Origin of the sequence: Pseudomonas zeae, assembly GCF_014268485.2 — a bacterium.
Classification (GTDB): Bacteria; Pseudomonadota; Gammaproteobacteria; order Pseudomonadales; family Pseudomonadaceae; genus Aquipseudomonas; species Aquipseudomonas neuropathica.
Window position 1 is genome coordinate 1130001 of sequence record NZ_CP077090.1, and the last position, 17892, is coordinate 1147892.

8 protein-coding genes and 2 rRNA genes are annotated in these 17892 nt (G+C 58.3%); 9 read left to right on the forward strand and 1 reads right to left on the reverse strand.

All coding sequences use genetic code 11. The annotated features are described in order from the left end of the window. Positions 1-244 precede the first annotated feature (244 nt). The 8 genes from HU754_RS04895 to yfiB all read left to right on the forward strand — a co-directional run bounded on the left by HU754_RS04895 (position 245) and on the right by yfiB (position 15264). Positions 245-3138, forward strand: a 23S ribosomal RNA gene (locus tag HU754_RS04895). A 152-nt stretch (positions 3139-3290) separates the two neighbouring features. Then, positions 3291-3406, forward strand: a 5S ribosomal RNA gene (rrf, locus tag HU754_RS04900). Between the two features lie 154 nt (positions 3407-3560). Beyond that, positions 3561-7013 carry an exodeoxyribonuclease V subunit gamma gene (recC, locus tag HU754_RS04905; protein ID WP_186622979.1) on the forward strand — a complete coding sequence of 1151 codons (3453 nt, stop codon included), beginning with the start codon at positions 3561-3563 and terminating at the stop codon, positions 7011-7013. Beyond that, the gene (gene recB / locus HU754_RS04910; RefSeq protein ID WP_186622981.1) at positions 7010-10699 is read left to right on the forward strand and encodes an exodeoxyribonuclease V subunit beta; all 3690 of its coding nucleotides are present in this window, start codon (positions 7010-7012) and stop codon (positions 10697-10699) included. Before recC ends, recB begins: the two co-directional genes overlap by 4 nt. After that, entirely contained in the window at positions 10696-12804 is a 2109-nt protein-coding gene (gene recD, locus HU754_RS04915; protein WP_186622984.1) for an exodeoxyribonuclease V subunit alpha, read from the forward strand. Before recB ends, recD begins: the two co-directional genes overlap by 4 nt. A 119-nt stretch (positions 12805-12923) precedes the next feature. Next, complete coding sequence (gene yfiR, locus HU754_RS04920) at positions 12924-13499, forward strand: regulatory sequestration protein YfiR (RefSeq protein ID WP_093442386.1); 576 nt, start codon at positions 12924-12926, stop codon at positions 13497-13499. Then, entirely contained in the window at positions 13496-14764 is a 1269-nt protein-coding gene (gene dgcN / locus HU754_RS04925; protein ID WP_186622994.1) for a diguanylate cyclase DgcN/YfiN, read from the forward strand. The genes yfiR and dgcN overlap by 4 nt, the downstream gene beginning before the upstream one ends. 14 nt (positions 14765-14778) lie before the next feature. Beyond that, positions 14779-15264 (forward strand): outer membrane lipoprotein YfiB, encoded by a 486-nt coding sequence (yfiB, locus tag HU754_RS04930; RefSeq protein WP_189661466.1) that lies wholly within the window; start codon positions 14779-14781, stop codon positions 15262-15264. On the opposite strand, the gene HU754_RS04935 is transcribed toward yfiB, so the two are convergent. After that, the gene (locus HU754_RS04935) at positions 15261-16208 is read right to left on the reverse strand and encodes a LysR family transcriptional regulator (protein WP_186623125.1); all 948 of its coding nucleotides are present in this window, start codon (positions 16206-16208) and stop codon (positions 15261-15263) included. The two genes, yfiB and HU754_RS04935, sit on opposite strands and share 4 nt — an antisense overlap. Before the next feature lie 149 nt (positions 16209-16357). On the opposite strand from HU754_RS04935, the gene HU754_RS04940 reads away from it, so the two are divergent. Beyond that, entirely contained in the window at positions 16358-17884 is a 1527-nt protein-coding gene (locus tag HU754_RS04940; RefSeq protein ID WP_038357437.1) for a CoA-acylating methylmalonate-semialdehyde dehydrogenase, read from the forward strand. Positions 17885-17892: the final 8 nt, after the last annotated feature.

Consider the following 17892-nt stretch of genomic DNA (forward strand, 5'->3'; position numbering starts at 1 on the left):
ACTGCTTCTCTTGTATAAAGCTTAGAAATGAGCATTCCATCATGATGATGGTGAATGTTGATTTCTAGTCTTTGACTAGTTCGTTCTTTAAAAATTTGGGTATGTGATAGAAAGATAGACTGAACGTTACTTTCACTGGTAACGGATCAGGCTAAGGTAAAATTTGTGAGTTCTCTTAATTGAGAAATTCGAATTTTCGGCGAATGTCGTCTTCACAGTATAACCAGATTGCTTGGGGTTATATGGTCAAGTGAAGAAGCGCATACGGTGGATGCCTTGGCAGTCAGAGGCGATGAAAGACGTGGTAGCCTGCGAAAAGCTTCGGGGAGTCGGCAAACAGACTTTGATCCGGAGATGTCTGAATGGGGGAACCCAGCCATCATAAGATGGTTATCTTGTACTGAATACATAGGTGCAAGAGGCGAACCAGGGGAACTGAAACATCTAAGTACCCTGAGGAAAAGAAATCAACCGAGATTCCCTTAGTAGTGGCGAGCGAACGGGGACTAGCCCTTAAGTGGCTTTGAGATTAGCGGAACGCTCTGGAAAGTGCGGCCATAGTGGGTGATAGCCCTGTACGCGAAAATCTCTTAGTCATGAAATCGAGTAGGACGGAGCACGAGAAACTTTGTCTGAATATGGGGGGACCATCCTCCAAGGCTAAATACTACTGACTGACCGATAGTGAACTAGTACCGTGAGGGAAAGGCGAAAAGAACCCCGGAGAGGGGAGTGAAATAGATCCTGAAACCGTATGCGTACAAGCAGTGGGAGCAGACTTTGTTCTGTGACTGCGTACCTTTTGTATAATGGGTCAGCGACTTATTTTCAGTGGCGAGCTTAACCGAATAGGGGAGGCGTAGCGAAAGCGAGTCTTAATAGGGCGTCTAGTCGCTGGGAATAGACCCGAAACCGGGCGATCTATCCATGGGCAGGTTGAAGGTTGGGTAACACTAACTGGAGGACCGAACCGACTACCGTTGAAAAGTTAGCGGATGACCTGTGGATCGGAGTGAAAGGCTAATCAAGCTCGGAGATAGCTGGTTCTCCTCGAAAGCTATTTAGGTAGCGCCTCATGTATCACTGTAGGGGGTAGAGCACTGTTTCGGCTAGGGGGTCATCCCGACTTACCAAACCGATGCAAACTCCGAATACCTACAAGTGCCGAGCATGGGAGACACACGGCGGGTGCTAACGTCCGTCGTGAAAAGGGAAACAACCCAGACCGTCAGCTAAGGTCCCAAAGTTATGGTTAAGTGGGAAACGATGTGGGAAGGCTTAGACAGCTAGGAGGTTGGCTTAGAAGCAGCCACCCTTTAAAGAAAGCGTAATAGCTCACTAGTCGAGTCGGCCTGCGCGGAAGATGTAACGGGGCTCAAACCATACACCGAAGCTACGGGTATCACCTTCGGGTGATGCGGTAGAGGAGCGTTCTGTAAGCCTGTGAAGGTGAGTTGAGAAGCTTGCTGGAGGTATCAGAAGTGCGAATGCTGACATGAGTAACGACAATGGGTGTGAAAAACACCCACGCCGAAAGACCAAGGTTTCCTGCGCAACGTTAATCGACGCAGGGTTAGTCGGTCCCTAAGGCGAGGCTGAAAAGCGTAGTCGATGGAAAACAGGTTAATATTCCTGTACTTCTGGTTATTGCGATGGAGGGACGGAGAAGGCTAGGCCAGCTTGGCGTTGGTTGTCCAAGTTTAAGGTGGTAGGCTGAGATCTTAGGTAAATCCGGGATCTTAAGGCCGAGAGCTGATGACGAGTGTTCTTTTAGAACACGAAGTGGTTGATGCCATGCTTCCAAGAAAAGCTTCTAAGCTTCAGGTAACCAGGAACCGTACCCCAAACCGACACAGGTGGTTGGGTAGAGAATACCAAGGCGCTTGAGAGAACTCGGGTGAAGGAACTAGGCAAAATGGCACCGTAACTTCGGGAGAAGGTGCGCCGGTGAGGGTGAAGGACTTGCTCCGTAAGCCCATGCCGGTCGAAGATACCAGGCCGCTGCGACTGTTTATTAAAAACACAGCACTCTGCAAACACGAAAGTGGACGTATAGGGTGTGACGCCTGCCCGGTGCCGGAAGGTTAATTGATGGGGTTAGCTAACGCGAAGCTCTTGATCGAAGCCCCGGTAAACGGCGGCCGTAACTATAACGGTCCTAAGGTAGCGAAATTCCTTGTCGGGTAAGTTCCGACCTGCACGAATGGCGTAACGATGGCGGCGCTGTCTCCACCCGAGACTCAGTGAAATTGAAATCGCTGTGAAGATGCAGTGTATCCGCGGCTAGACGGAAAGACCCCGTGAACCTTTACTATAGCTTTGCACTGGACTTTGAATTTGCTTGTGTAGGATAGGTGGGAGGCTTTGAAGCGTGGACGCCAGTTCGCGTGGAGCCATCCTTGAAATACCACCCTGGCAACTTTGAGGTTCTAACTCAGGTCCGTTATCCGGATCGAGGACAGTGTATGGTGGGTAGTTTGACTGGGGCGGTCTCCTCCTAAAGAGTAACGGAGGAGTACGAAGGTGCGCTCAGACCGGTCGGAAATCGGTCGTAGAGTATAAAGGCAAAAGCGCGCTTGACTGCGAGACAGACACGTCGAGCAGGTACGAAAGTAGGTCTTAGTGATCCGGTGGTTCTGTATGGAAGGGCCATCGCTCAACGGATAAAAGGTACTCCGGGGATAACAGGCTGATACCGCCCAAGAGTTCATATCGACGGCGGTGTTTGGCACCTCGATGTCGGCTCATCACATCCTGGGGCTGAAGCCGGTCCCAAGGGTATGGCTGTTCGCCATTTAAAGTGGTACGCGAGCTGGGTTTAGAACGTCGTGAGACAGTTCGGTCCCTATCTGCCGTGGACGTTTGAGATTTGAGAGGGGCTGCTCCTAGTACGAGAGGACCGGAGTGGACGAACCTCTGGTGTTCCGGTTGTCACGCCAGTGGCATTGCCGGGTAGCTATGTTCGGGAAAGATAACCGCTGAAAGCATCTAAGCGGGAAACTTGCCTCAAGATGAGATCTCACTGGAACCTTGAGTTCCCTGAAGGGCCGTCGAAGACTACGACGTTGATAGGTTGGGTGTGTAAGCGCTGTGAGGCGTTGAGCTAACCAATACTAATTGCCCGTGAGGCTTGACCATATAACACCCAAGCAATTTGCGTCGAAGAGACCAGATTGCGGTGTGTGAAGACGAAACGAACCGAAAGTTCGATGTTCACAAAACACCGAAAGCTGTCACATACCCAATTTGCTGAAGCGAGGCCACAAGGTCACGAGTCAGTACCCGAATTTCTTGACGACCATAGAGCGTTGGAACCACCTGATCCCATCCCGAACTCAGCAGTGAAACGATGCATCGCCGATGGTAGTGTGGGGTTTCCCCATGTGAGAGTAGGTCATCGTCAAGATTAAATTCCGAAACCCCAATTGCGAAAGCAGTTGGGGTTTTGTTTTGCCCGCAGGAAAGTTCGTACAGCATTCAAGGATGTCGTCCGGCTGTCATACCCTGTCGACAATGCTAAGGTTCTGCCCTGGCTTTTGTACTTCTCCAAGGAAACCCTTATGCCGGACGCCCAGTCCCTCAACGCTGCATTCATGGTGGTCCAGAGCAATAGTCTGGATGAACTGCGCAGCCTTGTGATCAGCATAATGCGGCGCTATCCACTGGCCCCGCTGGAAAACGAAATCGCTCTGGTGCAGAGCAACGGTATTGCCCAGTGGCTCAAACTGGCCTTGGCTGAAGATCCAGAGGACGACGACCTCGGAGGTTGCGGTATTGCTGCCGCGATAGATGTGCAACTGCCGGGCAGTTTCATGTGGCAGCTTTACCGCATGGTATTGGGTCGAGATGAAATTCCTCCCAAATCCCTGCTCGATAAGGCCCCGCTGACCTGGCGCCTTATGCGTCTGCTGCCACAGGTCATTGATCGCCCGCATTTCGAGCCGTTGCAACGCTTCCTTACCCATGACACCGACCTGCGCAAGCGCTATCAATTGTCCGAACGCTTGGCGGATCTGTTCGACCAATATCAGGTGTACCGGGCCGACTGGCTGGAAGACTGGGCCGAAGGCCGGCATCAATTGCGCACTGTCAAAGGTGAAGTAAAACCACTGCCCCCGACCAGTTGCTGGCAGGCAGAACTGTGGCGCGCGCTGCTGGATGACGTAGGCGAACAGGGCATGGCGCAGAGTCGTGCTGGCGTCCATCAACGGTTTCTCGAACGCATCAATAACCTCAACGAAGCACCTGCGGGATTGCCTTCGCGAGTGATCGTTTTCGGGATTTCTTCGCTGCCAGCCCAAGTGCTTGAAGCGCTGGCCGGGCTCGCACGTTTCAGTCAGGTTCTGCTGTGTGTACACAACCCGTGCCGGCACCATTGGGCCGATATTGTCGCCGACAAGGATCTGCTGCGGCATCAATACAAACGGCAATCGCGCAAGACCGGAATGCCAGCAGTGCTGGATCCTGAAACACTGCATCAACACGCCCATCCACTGTTGGCTGCGTGGGGCAAACAGGGCCGGGACTACATCAACCTGCTCGACAGTTATGACGATCCCAATAGCTATCGGGCGGCTTTTCGCGACGGCCGCATAGACCTGTTCAGCGAAACTCAGCCGCACAATCTGCTCAATCAACTACAGGACGATATCCTGGAGTTGCGCCCACTCAATGAAACCCGTGAGCACTGGCCTGCTGTCGATCTGGCACAGGACGAGTCGATCCGCTTTCATATTGCCCACAGCGCTCAACGTGAAGTCGAAATACTGCATGACCAGCTCCTGGCACGCTTCAGTGCCAACCCGGATCTGCGTCCGCGCGATGTGATCGTCATGGTGCCTGACGTCGATAGCTATGCTCCGCATATCCGCGCGGTTTTTGGTCAGCTTGACCGGCATGATTCGCGGTTTATCCCCTTCACATTGGCGGACCAGGGACAACGTGGCCGTGATCCACTGCTGATCGCGGTCGAACACCTGCTCAAGCTTCCCGACAGTCGTTTCCCGGTCAGTGAAATTCTCGACCTGCTCGACGTTCCTGCACTCCGCGCGCGCTTTGGTGTGGAGGAGCGCGACCTGCCGACACTGCATCGCTGGATCGAAGGCGCGGGTGTGCGCTGGGGCATGAATGCCGAGCAGCGAGCGGGTCTGGGTTTACCCGACGAGCTTGAGCAAAACAGTTGGCATTTCGGCCTGCGTCGCATGCTTCTGGGCTACGCCGTCGGCAGTGCCAATGCATGCGAAGGGATTGAACCCTACGATGAGATCGGCGGACTCGACGCCGCACTGATCGGGCCGTTGGTCGCTCTGCTCGATGCGCTGGAACTGGCCCACCAACAGCTCACCCAACCCGCTCAACCCAAGGAGTGGGGATACCGTTTGCAGGCCCTGATGCAACTGTTCTTCAAGGCCAGTAACGAGCATGACGACTACTTGTTGACCCAACTCGAAGAGCTGCGCGAAACCTGGCTGGAAACCTGTGACGCCGTAGGTCTGGCGGATGAGCTACCACTGACCGTGGTTCGTGAAGCCTGGCTCGCCGGTCTGGACCAGGGGCGTTTGTCTCAGCGTTTTCTGGCCGGTGCCGTGAATTTTTGTACGCTGATGCCCATGCGTGCCATACCGTTCAAACTGGTCTGCCTGCTGGGAATGAACGACGGCGACTATCCACGCGCACAGCCGCCGCTGGACTTCGACCTCATGGGCAGCGACTACCGTCCGGGAGATCGCTCACGACGTGAAGATGACCGTTATCTTTTGCTTGAGGCGCTTTTGTCGGCGCGCAATCAGCTGTACATCAGTTGGGTGGGACGCAGCATCCGCGACAACAGTGAGCGACCAGCCTCCGTGTTGATTGGCCAACTGCGCGATCACCTCGCCAGCGGTTGGCGATTGCTCGATGAAAACCGCGATCTGCTGAGTGCCATGACGCAAGAGCACCCGCTGCAGCCGTTCAGTGCGCGCTATTTTCATGAGGGCGATCAACTCTTCAGCTATGCCAGCGAATGGCAGGTTCTGCATCAACAGCATGAGTCTCAAAACGAAGCGCAGGTGCTGACGCCTTATGTACAAGATGAGCCGCTGAGCCTGGCGTTGTTGCAGGACTTTTTGCGCAACCCGGTCCGGCACTTTTTTACCCAACGTCTCAAAGTGTATTTCGAAGCGGCCGAAGCCCCCCTGGCCGATGAAGAGCCCTTCGTGCTGGACGCATTGCAGCGTTACACGCTCAGCGACAGCCTGCTCGAAGCTGCTCTCAGGCAACCGGACAATGTCGAACAGGCGCTGACTGCCCAGGCACGACGTCTGCAAAACAGCGGTCTGTTGCCAATGGCGGGTTTTGGCGAGTGCCTGCAACGAGAGCTGATCGAACCTCTGCCGGATCTACTGCAGCGTTATCAGCAACTGCTGACACTGTGGCCGACCCCGTTGAGCAGTGCCACGCCGGTCAACCTTGAATTACAGGGCTTGCGACTCGAAGGCTGGCTCGCCGGTTTGCATCAGCGTGCTGACGGAGGCCTGTTGTCGGTCACGACCATTCCCAACAGCATTGGCTCGATAAAAAGCCGTAAATGGCATCGTCTGATCAAACCCTGGGTCAATCATCTGGTGGCCTGCGCCAGTGGACTTTCCCTGAGCACCGCATTGGTGGCCAGCGATGACACGCTGCTGCTTGAACCGATGGAGCCGGATCGAGCGGTACGTTTCCTCGGCGATTTGCTCCTCGCCTGGCAGGCCGGGATGCGTCAGCCACTGCCGATCGCGGTAAAAACTGCCTTCGCGTGGCTCGCTCAGAGCGACCCGCTGAAGGCCGAAGCGGCCGCGCGTAAAGCCTATGAAGGTGACGGGCAGACCAGCGAAGGCGAGCGCCGCGAGAGCCCTGCGTTGTCACGGCAATTTGCCGATTTTGACGCATTGCTTGCCGAAGAGACGTTCTCCGGTTGGTGTGACGCCTTGTATCGCCCGTTGTTTGAAGCGCCCTGGCGTTCGCTGTCCACCGAAGGGGCTCGCGCATGATTACCAAGACACCCCTCGCACTGGCATTCCCGCTACAGGGCAGCCAGTTGATCGAAGCCAGTGCCGGTACCGGTAAAACCTTTACCATTTCGGCTTTGTATCTGCGGCTTATCCTCGGGCATGGTGACGAGGCGAGTGGATTCGGCCGAGAATTGTTGCCACCACAGATTCTCGTGGTGACCTTCACCGATGCCGCGACCAAGGAACTGCGTGAGCGCATACGCACGCGTCTGGCTGAGGCCGCGCGATTCTTTCGTGACGAAACGCCTGCGCCCGACGCGCTGATCGCCGAATTGCGTGATCAATTCGACTCCCCACAATGGCCCGGTTGCGCCAACCGCCTCGATGTCGCCGCGCAATGGATGGACGAGGCAGCTGTCTCGACGATCCACAGTTGGTGTCAGCGCATGCTGCGTGAGCATGCGTTCGACAGCGGCAGCTTGTTCACCCAATCCCTGGAAACCGATCACAGCGAGTTGCTCGGCGAAGTGCTGCGCGATTACTGGCGGCTGTTCTGTTACCCGATGCAGGGCGATGCCTTGAATTGGGTTCGCAGCAATTGGGGTGGGCCGGCGGCGTTGTTGCCTCGGGTGCGCGGCCTGTTTGCCAGCGAGCGTGACAGCGACGAGGGCAAGGCGCCTGCGGAGCTGATCGATGAATGTCTGCAAGAACGCCGTGCCGCGCTGATCGAGCTGAAAAGGCCATGGCGTCAGTGGGCAGACGAATTGCTCGCCATCTGTCATCAAGGTGTTGCGAGCAAAACTGTCGACGGTCGCAAGATGCAGGCGCGTTACTTCGAACCGTGGTTCGAAAAGCTCAAGGCATGGGCCGAAGATGAGTCCCTGGAGCAACTGGATATCGGCACCGGTTTCACCCGACTGACTCCCGACGGGATGGCCGAAGCGTGGAAAGGCCAAGCTCCCAGTCACCCCGGCCTGGACGCGATGCCGAAGCTCAAGTCGAGCCTCGATGCATTGCCCACTCCTGATGCCGCTGTGCTGCAACATGCCGCCAAATGGGTAGGCGCGCGCTTTGAAGAAGAGAAGCGGCGTCGCGCCGAGATGGGCTTCGACGACATGTTGTTGCGCCTGGATGCCGCTCTGCAATCCGACGGAGGCGAACGTCTTGCGACGTTGATTCGCGAGCAGTTCCCGGTCGCGCTGATCGATGAGTTTCAGGACACCGACCCGGTGCAGTACCGAATCTTCGAAAGTATCTATCGCATCGAAGACAACAGTCCTGAGACCGGCCTGTTCCTGATTGGTGATCCGAAGCAGGCGATCTACGCTTTCCGTGGTGCAGACATCTATACCTACCTGCGCGCGCGTCAGGCCACCACTGGCCGGCTGCATACGCTGGGCACCAACTTCCGTTCCAGCCACGGCATGGTCAACGCGGTCAATCATGTTTTCGCACGCGCCGAGTCCCGAGAGCAGGGCCGCGGAGCGTTTTTGTTCCGCGAGAAAAACGGCGACAACCCGGTGCCGTTCCTCCCCGTCGAATCTCAAGGTCGCAAGGAACAGCTGCAAGTTGCCGGGCAAGCTGTCGCGGCGTTGAATGTCTGGCTCTTGTCCACCGACCAGCCACTGTCAGGTGCGGTCTATCGTCAGCAGTTGGCGGCAGCGTGCGCCAGCGAAATCACCTCGCTGCTCAATGGTGGGCAAAACGCTAGCGCAGGGTTCATTCAGGACGGCAAAGATTTCAGAGGCCTGAGGCCGTCCGACATCGCGATTCTCGTGCGCGATGGTAAAGAGGCCCAGGCCGTACGTGGAGAACTCGCCGCCCGTGGCGTGCGCAGCGTTTATCTGTCGGACAAGGATTCGGTATTCGCGGCACAAGAAGCCCACGACCTGTTGTCCTGGCTTAAGGCCTGTGCCGAGCCGGATGTCGAACGCTCCCTGAAAGCGGCATTGGCTTGCATCACCCTGAACCTGCCATTGGCCGAACTGGAACGTCTGAACCAGGACGAACTGGTCTGGGAAACCCGGGTCATGCAGTTCCGTGGCTATCGCGAGCTATGGCGCAAGCAAGGCGTGCTGCCGATGTTGCGCCGCCTGCTGCACGACTTCCATCTGCCGCAAACCTTGATGACGCGCACCGATGGCGAGCGTGTCCTGACCAACCTTTTGCACCTGTCGGAATTGATGCAGCAAGCAGCAGCGGAGCTGGACGGTGAACAAGCGCTGATTCGCCATCTGGCTGAACTGCTGGCAGTGTCTGGCCAGGCCGGCGAAGAGCAGATTCTGCGTCTGGAAAGTGATGAGCAATTGGTCAAGGTCGTGACCATCCACAAGTCCAAAGGACTGGAATATCCATTGGTGTTCTTGCCGTTCATTTGTTCGGCAAAACCCGTGGATGGCAGTCGCCTGCCTCTGCATTACCACGATGCAGAGGGCAAGGCTCAGGTGAGTTTGAAACCAACTGCCGAGTTGGTAGCGCAAGCGGACGATGAGCGGTTGGCCGAAGACTTGCGCTTGCTCTACGTTGCGTTGACTCGGGCACAACATGCCTGCTGGTTAGGCGTGACGGATCTCAAGCGGGGCAATAACAACAGCTCGGTGCTGCACCTCTCGGCGCTGGGTTATCTGCTTGGTGGTGGCGCATCGCTTGGCGAGTCCAGCGAACTGAAACGCTGGCTGCAAGATCTGCAACAGGATTGCCCGGCTATCCATATCGATGAAATGCCCCAACCCACTGACGAGCATTACCAGCCGCCACGCAATGACGCCGTGCTGAGTGCCACACTGTTGCCCAAGCGCAAGGCCAGCGAAAACTGGTGGATCGCCTCCTACAGCGCTTTGCGCATCAGCGATGTGTTGAGTGGCGGCAGCGATGAAGCACCAGACAGCCCGCAAGCGCAAAAGCTGTTTGATGACGAACGCCTAGACCCCGATGCTCCACGGGAAATCATTGCCGGCGGTGCCGATATTCACCGCTTTCCGCGCGGCCCCAATCCCGGAACGTTTCTCCACGGTTTGCTGGAATGGGCCGGAGATGACGGCTTCGCCGTTTCCCGCGAGGCGCTGGAGGATGCGATTGCCCGACGCTGCAACCTGCGCGGTTGGGAGGGTTGGATCACCACCTTGAGTGACTGGTTGCAGCATTTGCTCAAATCGCCACTGCCGATTGCCGGCGGGCAGCCACCGGTTGTACTCGAACAACTGAAGCAGTATCGGGTCGAGATGGAGTTCTGGTTCGCCAGCCATAAAGTCGATGTAGTCAAACTCGACGAACTGGTGCGTCAGCACACGCACAGGGGCGTGGCCCGCGTGGCAGCCGAACCGGTGCAACTCAATGGCATGTTCAAAGGCTTCATCGACCTGACCTTTGAACATGATGGCCGTTATTACGTGGCGGACTACAAATCCAACTGGCTCGGTGTGGATGATCAGGCCTACACCGAGCAGGCCATGGAACAGTCGATCCTCGACAACCGCTATGACCTGCAATACGTGTTGTACCTGCTGGCGTTGCATCGCCAGCTCAAGGCGCGGCTGCCTGATTACGATTACGACCGACATGTCGGCGGCGCGTTGTATCTGTTCCTGCGTGGCACGCGTGCTGACAGTCGTGGTGTGTATTTCGCCCGTCCACCCCGTGAACTGATCGAGCGTCTCGACCGTATGTTTCAAGGAAAACCTGAACCCAAGTCCGAACCCGCCTGGGAACAGGGAGTCCTGCTATGAGCCGCACCTTTGCCGATTTGCTCCCCACGCCGTTGGCAGCCGACAGCCTGTCGAGGCTTTCGCCGCTGACTAGCGCCGCTGACCTGTTGATATTGCTGACTCGTTGGGTCGAGCGTGGTTGGTTACGTGCGCTGGACAAAGCGTTCGTCGCGTTCCTGCACGAACTTGAGCGTGATACGGATCCGCTGGTGCTGCTGGCTGCCGCCTTGACCAGCCATCAACTGGGCCACGGTCATGTCTGTCTTGATCTGTACGAAACCCTGAAGGCTCCTGACTTCGCGCTGTCGCTGCCCCCCGAAGGCGACGTGCAAGGCGGTGTGCTGTTGCTGCCGTCGCAATTGCTTGAGGCGCTCGACGGTGCTCACTGGTGCAAGGTTTTGGCCGGCAGCTCTTTGGTCGCGCTGGCGGCGGATACCAGCGATTTCGCACAGCAACGCCCGCTGGTCTTGTCGGGCAAACGTCTGTATCTGCGACGCTACTGGACCTACGAACGGCGCATTGATACGGCGTTGCGCCAGCGCCTGCAGCAAGTCGAACCAACACCGGACGATCTGCCGCAGCGCTTGAACGAACTGTTCGGATCAGCGAGAACGGGTGAGGTGATCGACTGGCAGAAACTCGCCTGCGCCCTTGCCACTCGTGGTGCATTCAGCATCGTCACCGGCGGTCCGGGGACCGGCAAAACCACTACGGTCGTACGTTTGCTGGCCCTGCTGCAAGCACCCGCAGTCGCTACCGGTCATCCGCTGCGGATTCGTCTGGCGGCACCGACAGGCAAGGCCGCGGCGCGGTTGACCGAGTCCATCAGCCAACAGGTGCAGTCGCTGAAAGTCACCGAAGAGGTGCGGGCGAAGATTCCTTGTGACGTCACCACCGTGCATCGTCTGCTGGGCAGCCGTCCCGGCACCCGCCATTTCCGCCACCACGCCGGCAATCGTTTGCCACTGGATGTGCTGGTGGTCGACGAAGCCTCGATGATCGACCTGGAAATGATGGCCAATCTGCTCGATGCCTTGCCACCCCATGCACGCCTGGTTCTGTTGGGCGACAAGGACCAACTGGCCTCTGTGGAGGCCGGCGCTGTGCTGGGGGATTTGTGCCGTGACGCCGAGGGTGGCTGGTACAGCCCGCAGACCCGACAGTGGCTGGAGTCGGTCAGCGGTGAGTCGTTGCAGGGCAGCGGCTTGCATGAAGACGTCGAAGGCGCCCACCCGCTGGCCCAGCAAGTGGTCATGCTGCGCCACTCCCGGCGCTTCGGCGAGGCCAGCGGGATCGGTCAGCTCGCGCGTCGGGTCAATCAACAGTTGCCGGATGAAGCGCGTCAGTTGCTCACCGCCGGACACTATGACGACGTGTATTCGTTGCCGCTCAAGGGCGAACAGGATCACAAGCTGGAGCGCCTGCTGCTGGAAGGGCACGGCGACGGCCCGCAGGGTTACCGCCATTATCTGAGTGTGCTGCGTGATCAGCGCCCACCCTCGGGTCGGCCCCTCGAACATCCGGACTGGGTCGTTTGGGCCCGCGAAGTCTTGCAAGCTTTCGACACTTTCCAGTTGCTGTGCGCCGTGCGCAAAGGGCCATGGGGTGTCGAAGGCCTGAATCAACGCATTACCGCCGCATTGCTCAAAGCACGTCTGATTGAAAACGATCAGCAATGGTACGAAGGCCGTCCGGTTCTGATGACTCGCAACGATTACGGTCTGGGCTTGATGAACGGCGACATCGGGATCGCTCTCAAGCTGCCCGAGCGCGAAGGGCCGGACGCGGGAAAACCGGTATTGCGCGTGGCGTTCCCGCGCAACGACGGCCAGGGCGGCGTGCGCTTTGTACTGCCCAGCCGCCTGAACGACGTTGAAACCGTCTACGCCATGACGGTACACAAGTCCCAGGGCTCGGAGTTTGCCCACACGGCGCTGATCCTGCCGGATGCCTTGAACCCGGTGCTGACCAAAGAATTGATCTACACCGGCATCACCCGCGCCAAGCACTGGTTCACCCTGATCGAATCCCGCCCGGGGGTGTTCGAGGAGGCAGTGCAGCGCAAGGTCAAACGCCTGAGTGGGCTGATGCTGGAACTGGAAGAGGGCGCCGTGCTTCGGGGGTGAAAATCCAGACGATTGACGGCGATTACTGACCGACCGGTCAGGGGTCGCTGTCTCGCTGGCGTTCCAGTGCTGTGCTATCGTTGCGGCATCATTTCGCTACGATCCAAGAGAATCCCTGCATGAAGGTGTCTGTCTGGGCGACAGAGCGCGTAGTTGTCTGCAAGCACGCGTTGCTTGTCGGTCTGCTCTGGTTGTTGACGGGTGCGGCTGTCGCACAGTCGCAAGCGCCGACGGGCATGGCCGAACAACGGGCCAAATCTGTCACTCAGGTTGTTCTTGGCATTCTCAGCTACGCGCGCTGGCCGGTGGAACCGGCGCAATTGCGCTTGTGCATCGTCGGCCCCACCGAATACACCGATGATCTGGTCAAAGGCACCACTCAAGCCACCGGCCGGCCGGTGACCGTACGTCGCCTGCTGGCCGACAACCCGGCCATCGTCAGCGACTGCGATGCGGTGTACATCGGCAAACTCACGGTGGATGAACGCGCTCGCTTGTTCGCTTCACTGATCGGTCATCCGGTGCTGAGCATCAGCGAAGGCGGCGATCAGTGCACGGTTGGCAGTCTGTTCTGTCTACGCGTTGGCGATGAACAGGTGTCTTTCGAGGTCAACCTCGACTCTGTTGCCCGCAGCGGCGTGCGTATTCATCCAAGCGTGCTGCAATTGTCGCGTCGCAAACCGGCGGCGCCATGAAACTGTTCCGAGCGGAAAAACGCCCGACGTTGGGGTCGGTCATCGGCCGAGGGCATTTGATTGTTGCGCTGGTGGGCGTGGCGATGGCCAGTGTTTCGCTGACATTGCTCGGTGTATTGGCGTTACGGGTTTACGCCGACCATAACCTGCACTTGATCGCCCGTTCGATCAGCTACACCGTGGAAGCTGCGGTGGTGTTCAACGACAAGACGGCCGCCAACGAATCGCTGGCGCTGATTGCTTCCGCCGAAGAGGTCGCTGATGCCCAGGTGCTGGACAGCCAGGGACAACTGCTCGCGCATTGGCAGCGACCGGAAAACGGCTTGTTCTCTGAGCTGGAAATGCAGATCACCCGCGCCGTCCTGGAAAAACCCATCAGCCTGCCGATCGAGCATCAGGACCGTGAAATCGGTCGCGTATTGCTCACTGGTCATGGCGGTAGCCTGATGCGCTTTCTGCTCAGTGGTCTGGCGGGGATCATCCTCTGTACCGCGATCAGCGCCTGGGTCGCGCTCTACCTGGCGCGCCGCCAGTTACGCGCGATCACCGGTCCTCTGCGCAGTCTGGCCAATGTGGCCCACGCCGCCCGCAGCGAACGCGCGCTGGATCGCCGCGTGCCGCCAGCGCAGATCGCCGAACTCGACAACCTCGGCAATGACTTCAATGCCTTGCTTGACGAGCTGGAATCTTGGCAAAGCCATCTGCAGAACGAAAACGAAACCCTCGCTCACCAGGCCAGCCATGACAGCCTCACCGGTCTGCCGAACCGCGCCTTTTTCGAAGGGCGGTTGATCCGCGCTTTGCGCAATGCCGGCAAACACAATGAACGCGTTGCCGTGTTGTTTCTCGACAGCGACCGCTTCAAGGGGATCAACGACAACTTCGGTCACGCTGCGGGTGATGCTGTCCTGGTCGCCGTGGCCAATCGCATTCGCACACAGTTGCGCGAAGAGGATCTGGTGGCGCGACTGGGCGGTGACGAGTTCGCGGTTCTGCTCACGCCGCTGCACAAGGTCGAAGATGCCGAGCGGATTGCCGACAAGATCCTCGCCAGCATGGACATGCCCATCGCGTTGCCGGGCGACACCAGTGTGGTGACCTCGCTCAGTATCGGCATTGCGGTTTTTCCCGATCATGGTGCCACGCCGGGGGCCTTGCTCGATGCCGCCGATGCGGCGATGTATCAAGCCAAGCGCCTGTCGCGCGGCGCCCAATTCACGGCCGGGGCGGAGCACCCGGTCGATTCCGTGAAAACCAGGAGCTGACTCTCGTGTCCACACTGACCATTCGATCTTTTTACGCTGTGCTGTTGATCGCCGTACTGGCCCTGACCGGTTGCCAGACCGCGCCGCAAAAAGGCCTGACCCCGGCGCAAGTTGCGGTCCTCAAACAACAGGGCTTTGAACTGACTGACGAGGGCTGGGAGTTTGGCCTGTCCGGCAAAGTGCTGTTTGGCAGCGACGTCGAAAGCCTGAATACGCAAAGCACCGAGATCGTCGAACGCATCGGCAAGGCATTGCTGGGCGTCGGTATCGAGCGCGTGCGCGTCGATGGTCACACCGATGCATCGGGCAAGGAAACCTACAACCAGCAACTGTCCCTGCGCCGTGCGAAAAGTGTCGCCAACGTCCTGCGCACAGTCGGCATGACGGACGAAAACATCCAGCTGCAGGGCTTGGGCAGCAAAGAGCCGGTGGCGTCCAACGATACGGCAGCCGGTCGCACGGAAAACCGCCGGGTCTCGATTGTGGTCAGCGCCGACTAGTCGGCGAACTGCATGTCGCGGGTCTGCCCCATCAGCAGGCCCTGATTACGCTCAGTCACCTCACGGATGTAATCCCACAACAAGGTGATCCGCTTCAACTTGCGCAGATCCTCCCGGCAGTACATCCAGAACTGCCGGGTGATATCGATGTCCTCCGGCAACACCGGCAGCAGGCGCGGATCCTGCGCGGCGAGGAAGCACGGCAGAATCGCCAGAGAGCGCCCCTGCTGTGCGGCGACGAACTGCGCGATCACGCTGGTGCTGCGCAAATGCGCGCTGGCGCCCGGCAACACGTTCGCCAGGTACAGCAGCTCCGAGCTGAACGCCAGGTCATCCACATAACTGATGAATTGATGCTTGCTCAAATCGGCCGGGCGCTGGATTGGTGGGTGTTTGTCCAGATAGTCCTGGGTTGCGTAGAGCTGCAAACGGTAGTCGCAGAGTTTGCAGCAGACGTACGGTCCATGCTCCGGGCGTTCCAGGGCAATGACGATATCGGCCTCGCGCTTGGACAGGCTGATGAAGTGCGGCAGTGGCAGGATGTCCACCGAGATCGCCGGGTAGGCGTCGACGAAATGGCTCAACTGCGGGGTGATGAAAAAACTGCCGAAGCCTTCGGTACAACCCATGCGCACGTGCCCGGAGAGTGCCACGCCAGAGCCTGATACCTGCTCGCAGGCCATGTGCAATGTGCTTTCAATCGACTCGGCATAACCGAGCAAGCGCTGGCCTTCGCTGGTCAGGACGAAGCCGCTGGTCCGCGATTTCTCGAACAGCAAAGTGCCCAATGCCGCTTCCAGCGAACTGATCCGCCGCGACACCGTGGTGTAGTCGACAGCCAGCCGTTTGGCCGCGGTGCTGGCCTTGCGGGTGCGCGCTACTTCGAGGAAAAACTTGAGGTCGTCCCAGTTCAGCGAACCGAGGGAGGTGATGTTTTTTTGCATGATGGACGGGCTTATATGTGCGTTCTTATTAGAAGTTTGCACATCTATACTCCAAAAACAGTCCGACAACCAATTCGTGACACACGCCTCATCTCAAGGCGAACCCTTCGCCTTGGCTCCTACGATAAAAACAAGTTTCGGAGACCAGCATGAACGCATCGCTTACGCCCAACGACACCACGCTGCAGAAGGTCAAACTGCTGATCGACGGCGAGTGGGTCGAGTCGCAGACCACCGAATGGCACGACATCGTCAACCCGGCCACCCAACAGGTGCTGGCCAAAGTGCCGTTTGCCACCGCCGCTGAAGTCGATGCCGCCGTCAGCGCCGCCCAGCGCGCTTTCCAGACCTGGAAACTGACTCCGATCGGTGCGCGCATGCGCATCATGCTCAAGCTGCAAGCGCTGATCCGCGAGCACTCCAAACGTATTGCCGTCGTCCTGAGTGCCGAGCAGGGCAAAACCATTGCCGACGCCGAGGGCGATATTTTCCGTGGTCTGGAAGTGGTCGAGCACGCGTGCTCTATCGGCAGCCTGCAAATGGGCGAGTTCGCTGAAAACGTCGCCGGCGGCGTCGATACCTACACCCTGCGTCAGCCAATCGGCGTGTGTGCCGGCATCACCCCGTTCAACTTCCCGGCAATGATTCCGCTGTGGATGTTCCCGATGGCCATCGCTTGCGGCAACACTTTCGTTTTGAAGCCTTCGGAGCAGGATCCGCTGTCGACCATGTTGCTGGTGGAGTTGGCCATTGAGGCCGGCGTTCCGGCGGGCGTGTTGAACGTGGTTCATGGTGGTAAAGATGTGGTCGATGGCCTGTGCACGCACAAGGACATCAAAGCCGTGTCCTTCGTCGGTTCGACGGCCGTCGGCACCCACGTTTATGACCTGGCCGGCAAGCACGGCAAACGCGTGCAATCGATGATGGGCGCGAAGAACCACGCCGTGGTGCTGGCCGATGCCAATCGTGAGCAGGCGCTGAATGCGCTGGTCGGCGCCGGTTTCGGTGCGGCCGGGCAACGTTGCATGGCCACCTCGGTGGTGGTGCTGGTCGGTGCGGCGAAACAATGGCTCCCAGATTTGAAAGCGCTGGCGCAGAAACTCACCGTCAACGCCGGTAATGAGCCGGGCACCGATGTCGGCCCGGTGATCTCGAAGAAAGCCAAGGCGCGAATTCTCGACCTGATCGAAAGCGGCATCAAGGAAGGCGCCAAGCTGGAACTGGACGGCCGCGACATCAAGGTGCCGGGCTACGAGCAAGGCAACTTTGTCGGCCCGACCCTGTTCTCGGGCGTGACCACCGACATGCAGATCTACACCCAGGAAATCTTCGGCCCGGTGCTGGTGGTGCTGGAAGTCGACACCCTCGATCAGGCGATTGCGCTGGTCAACGCCAACCCGTTCGGCAACGGCACGGGCCTGTTCACCCAGAGCGGCGCGGCGGCGCGTAAATTCCAGACCGAAATCGACGTCGGTCAGGTCGGTATCAACATCCCGATTCCAGTACCGGTGCCGTTCTTCAGCTTCACCGGTTCGCGCGGTTCGAAACTCGGCGACCTCGGCCCGTACGGCAAACAAGTGGTGCAGTTCTACACGCAGACCAAAACGGTCACGGCGCGCTGGTTCGATGACGACAGCGTCAACGACGGCGTGAATACCACCATCAACCTGCGCTGAGGAATCGA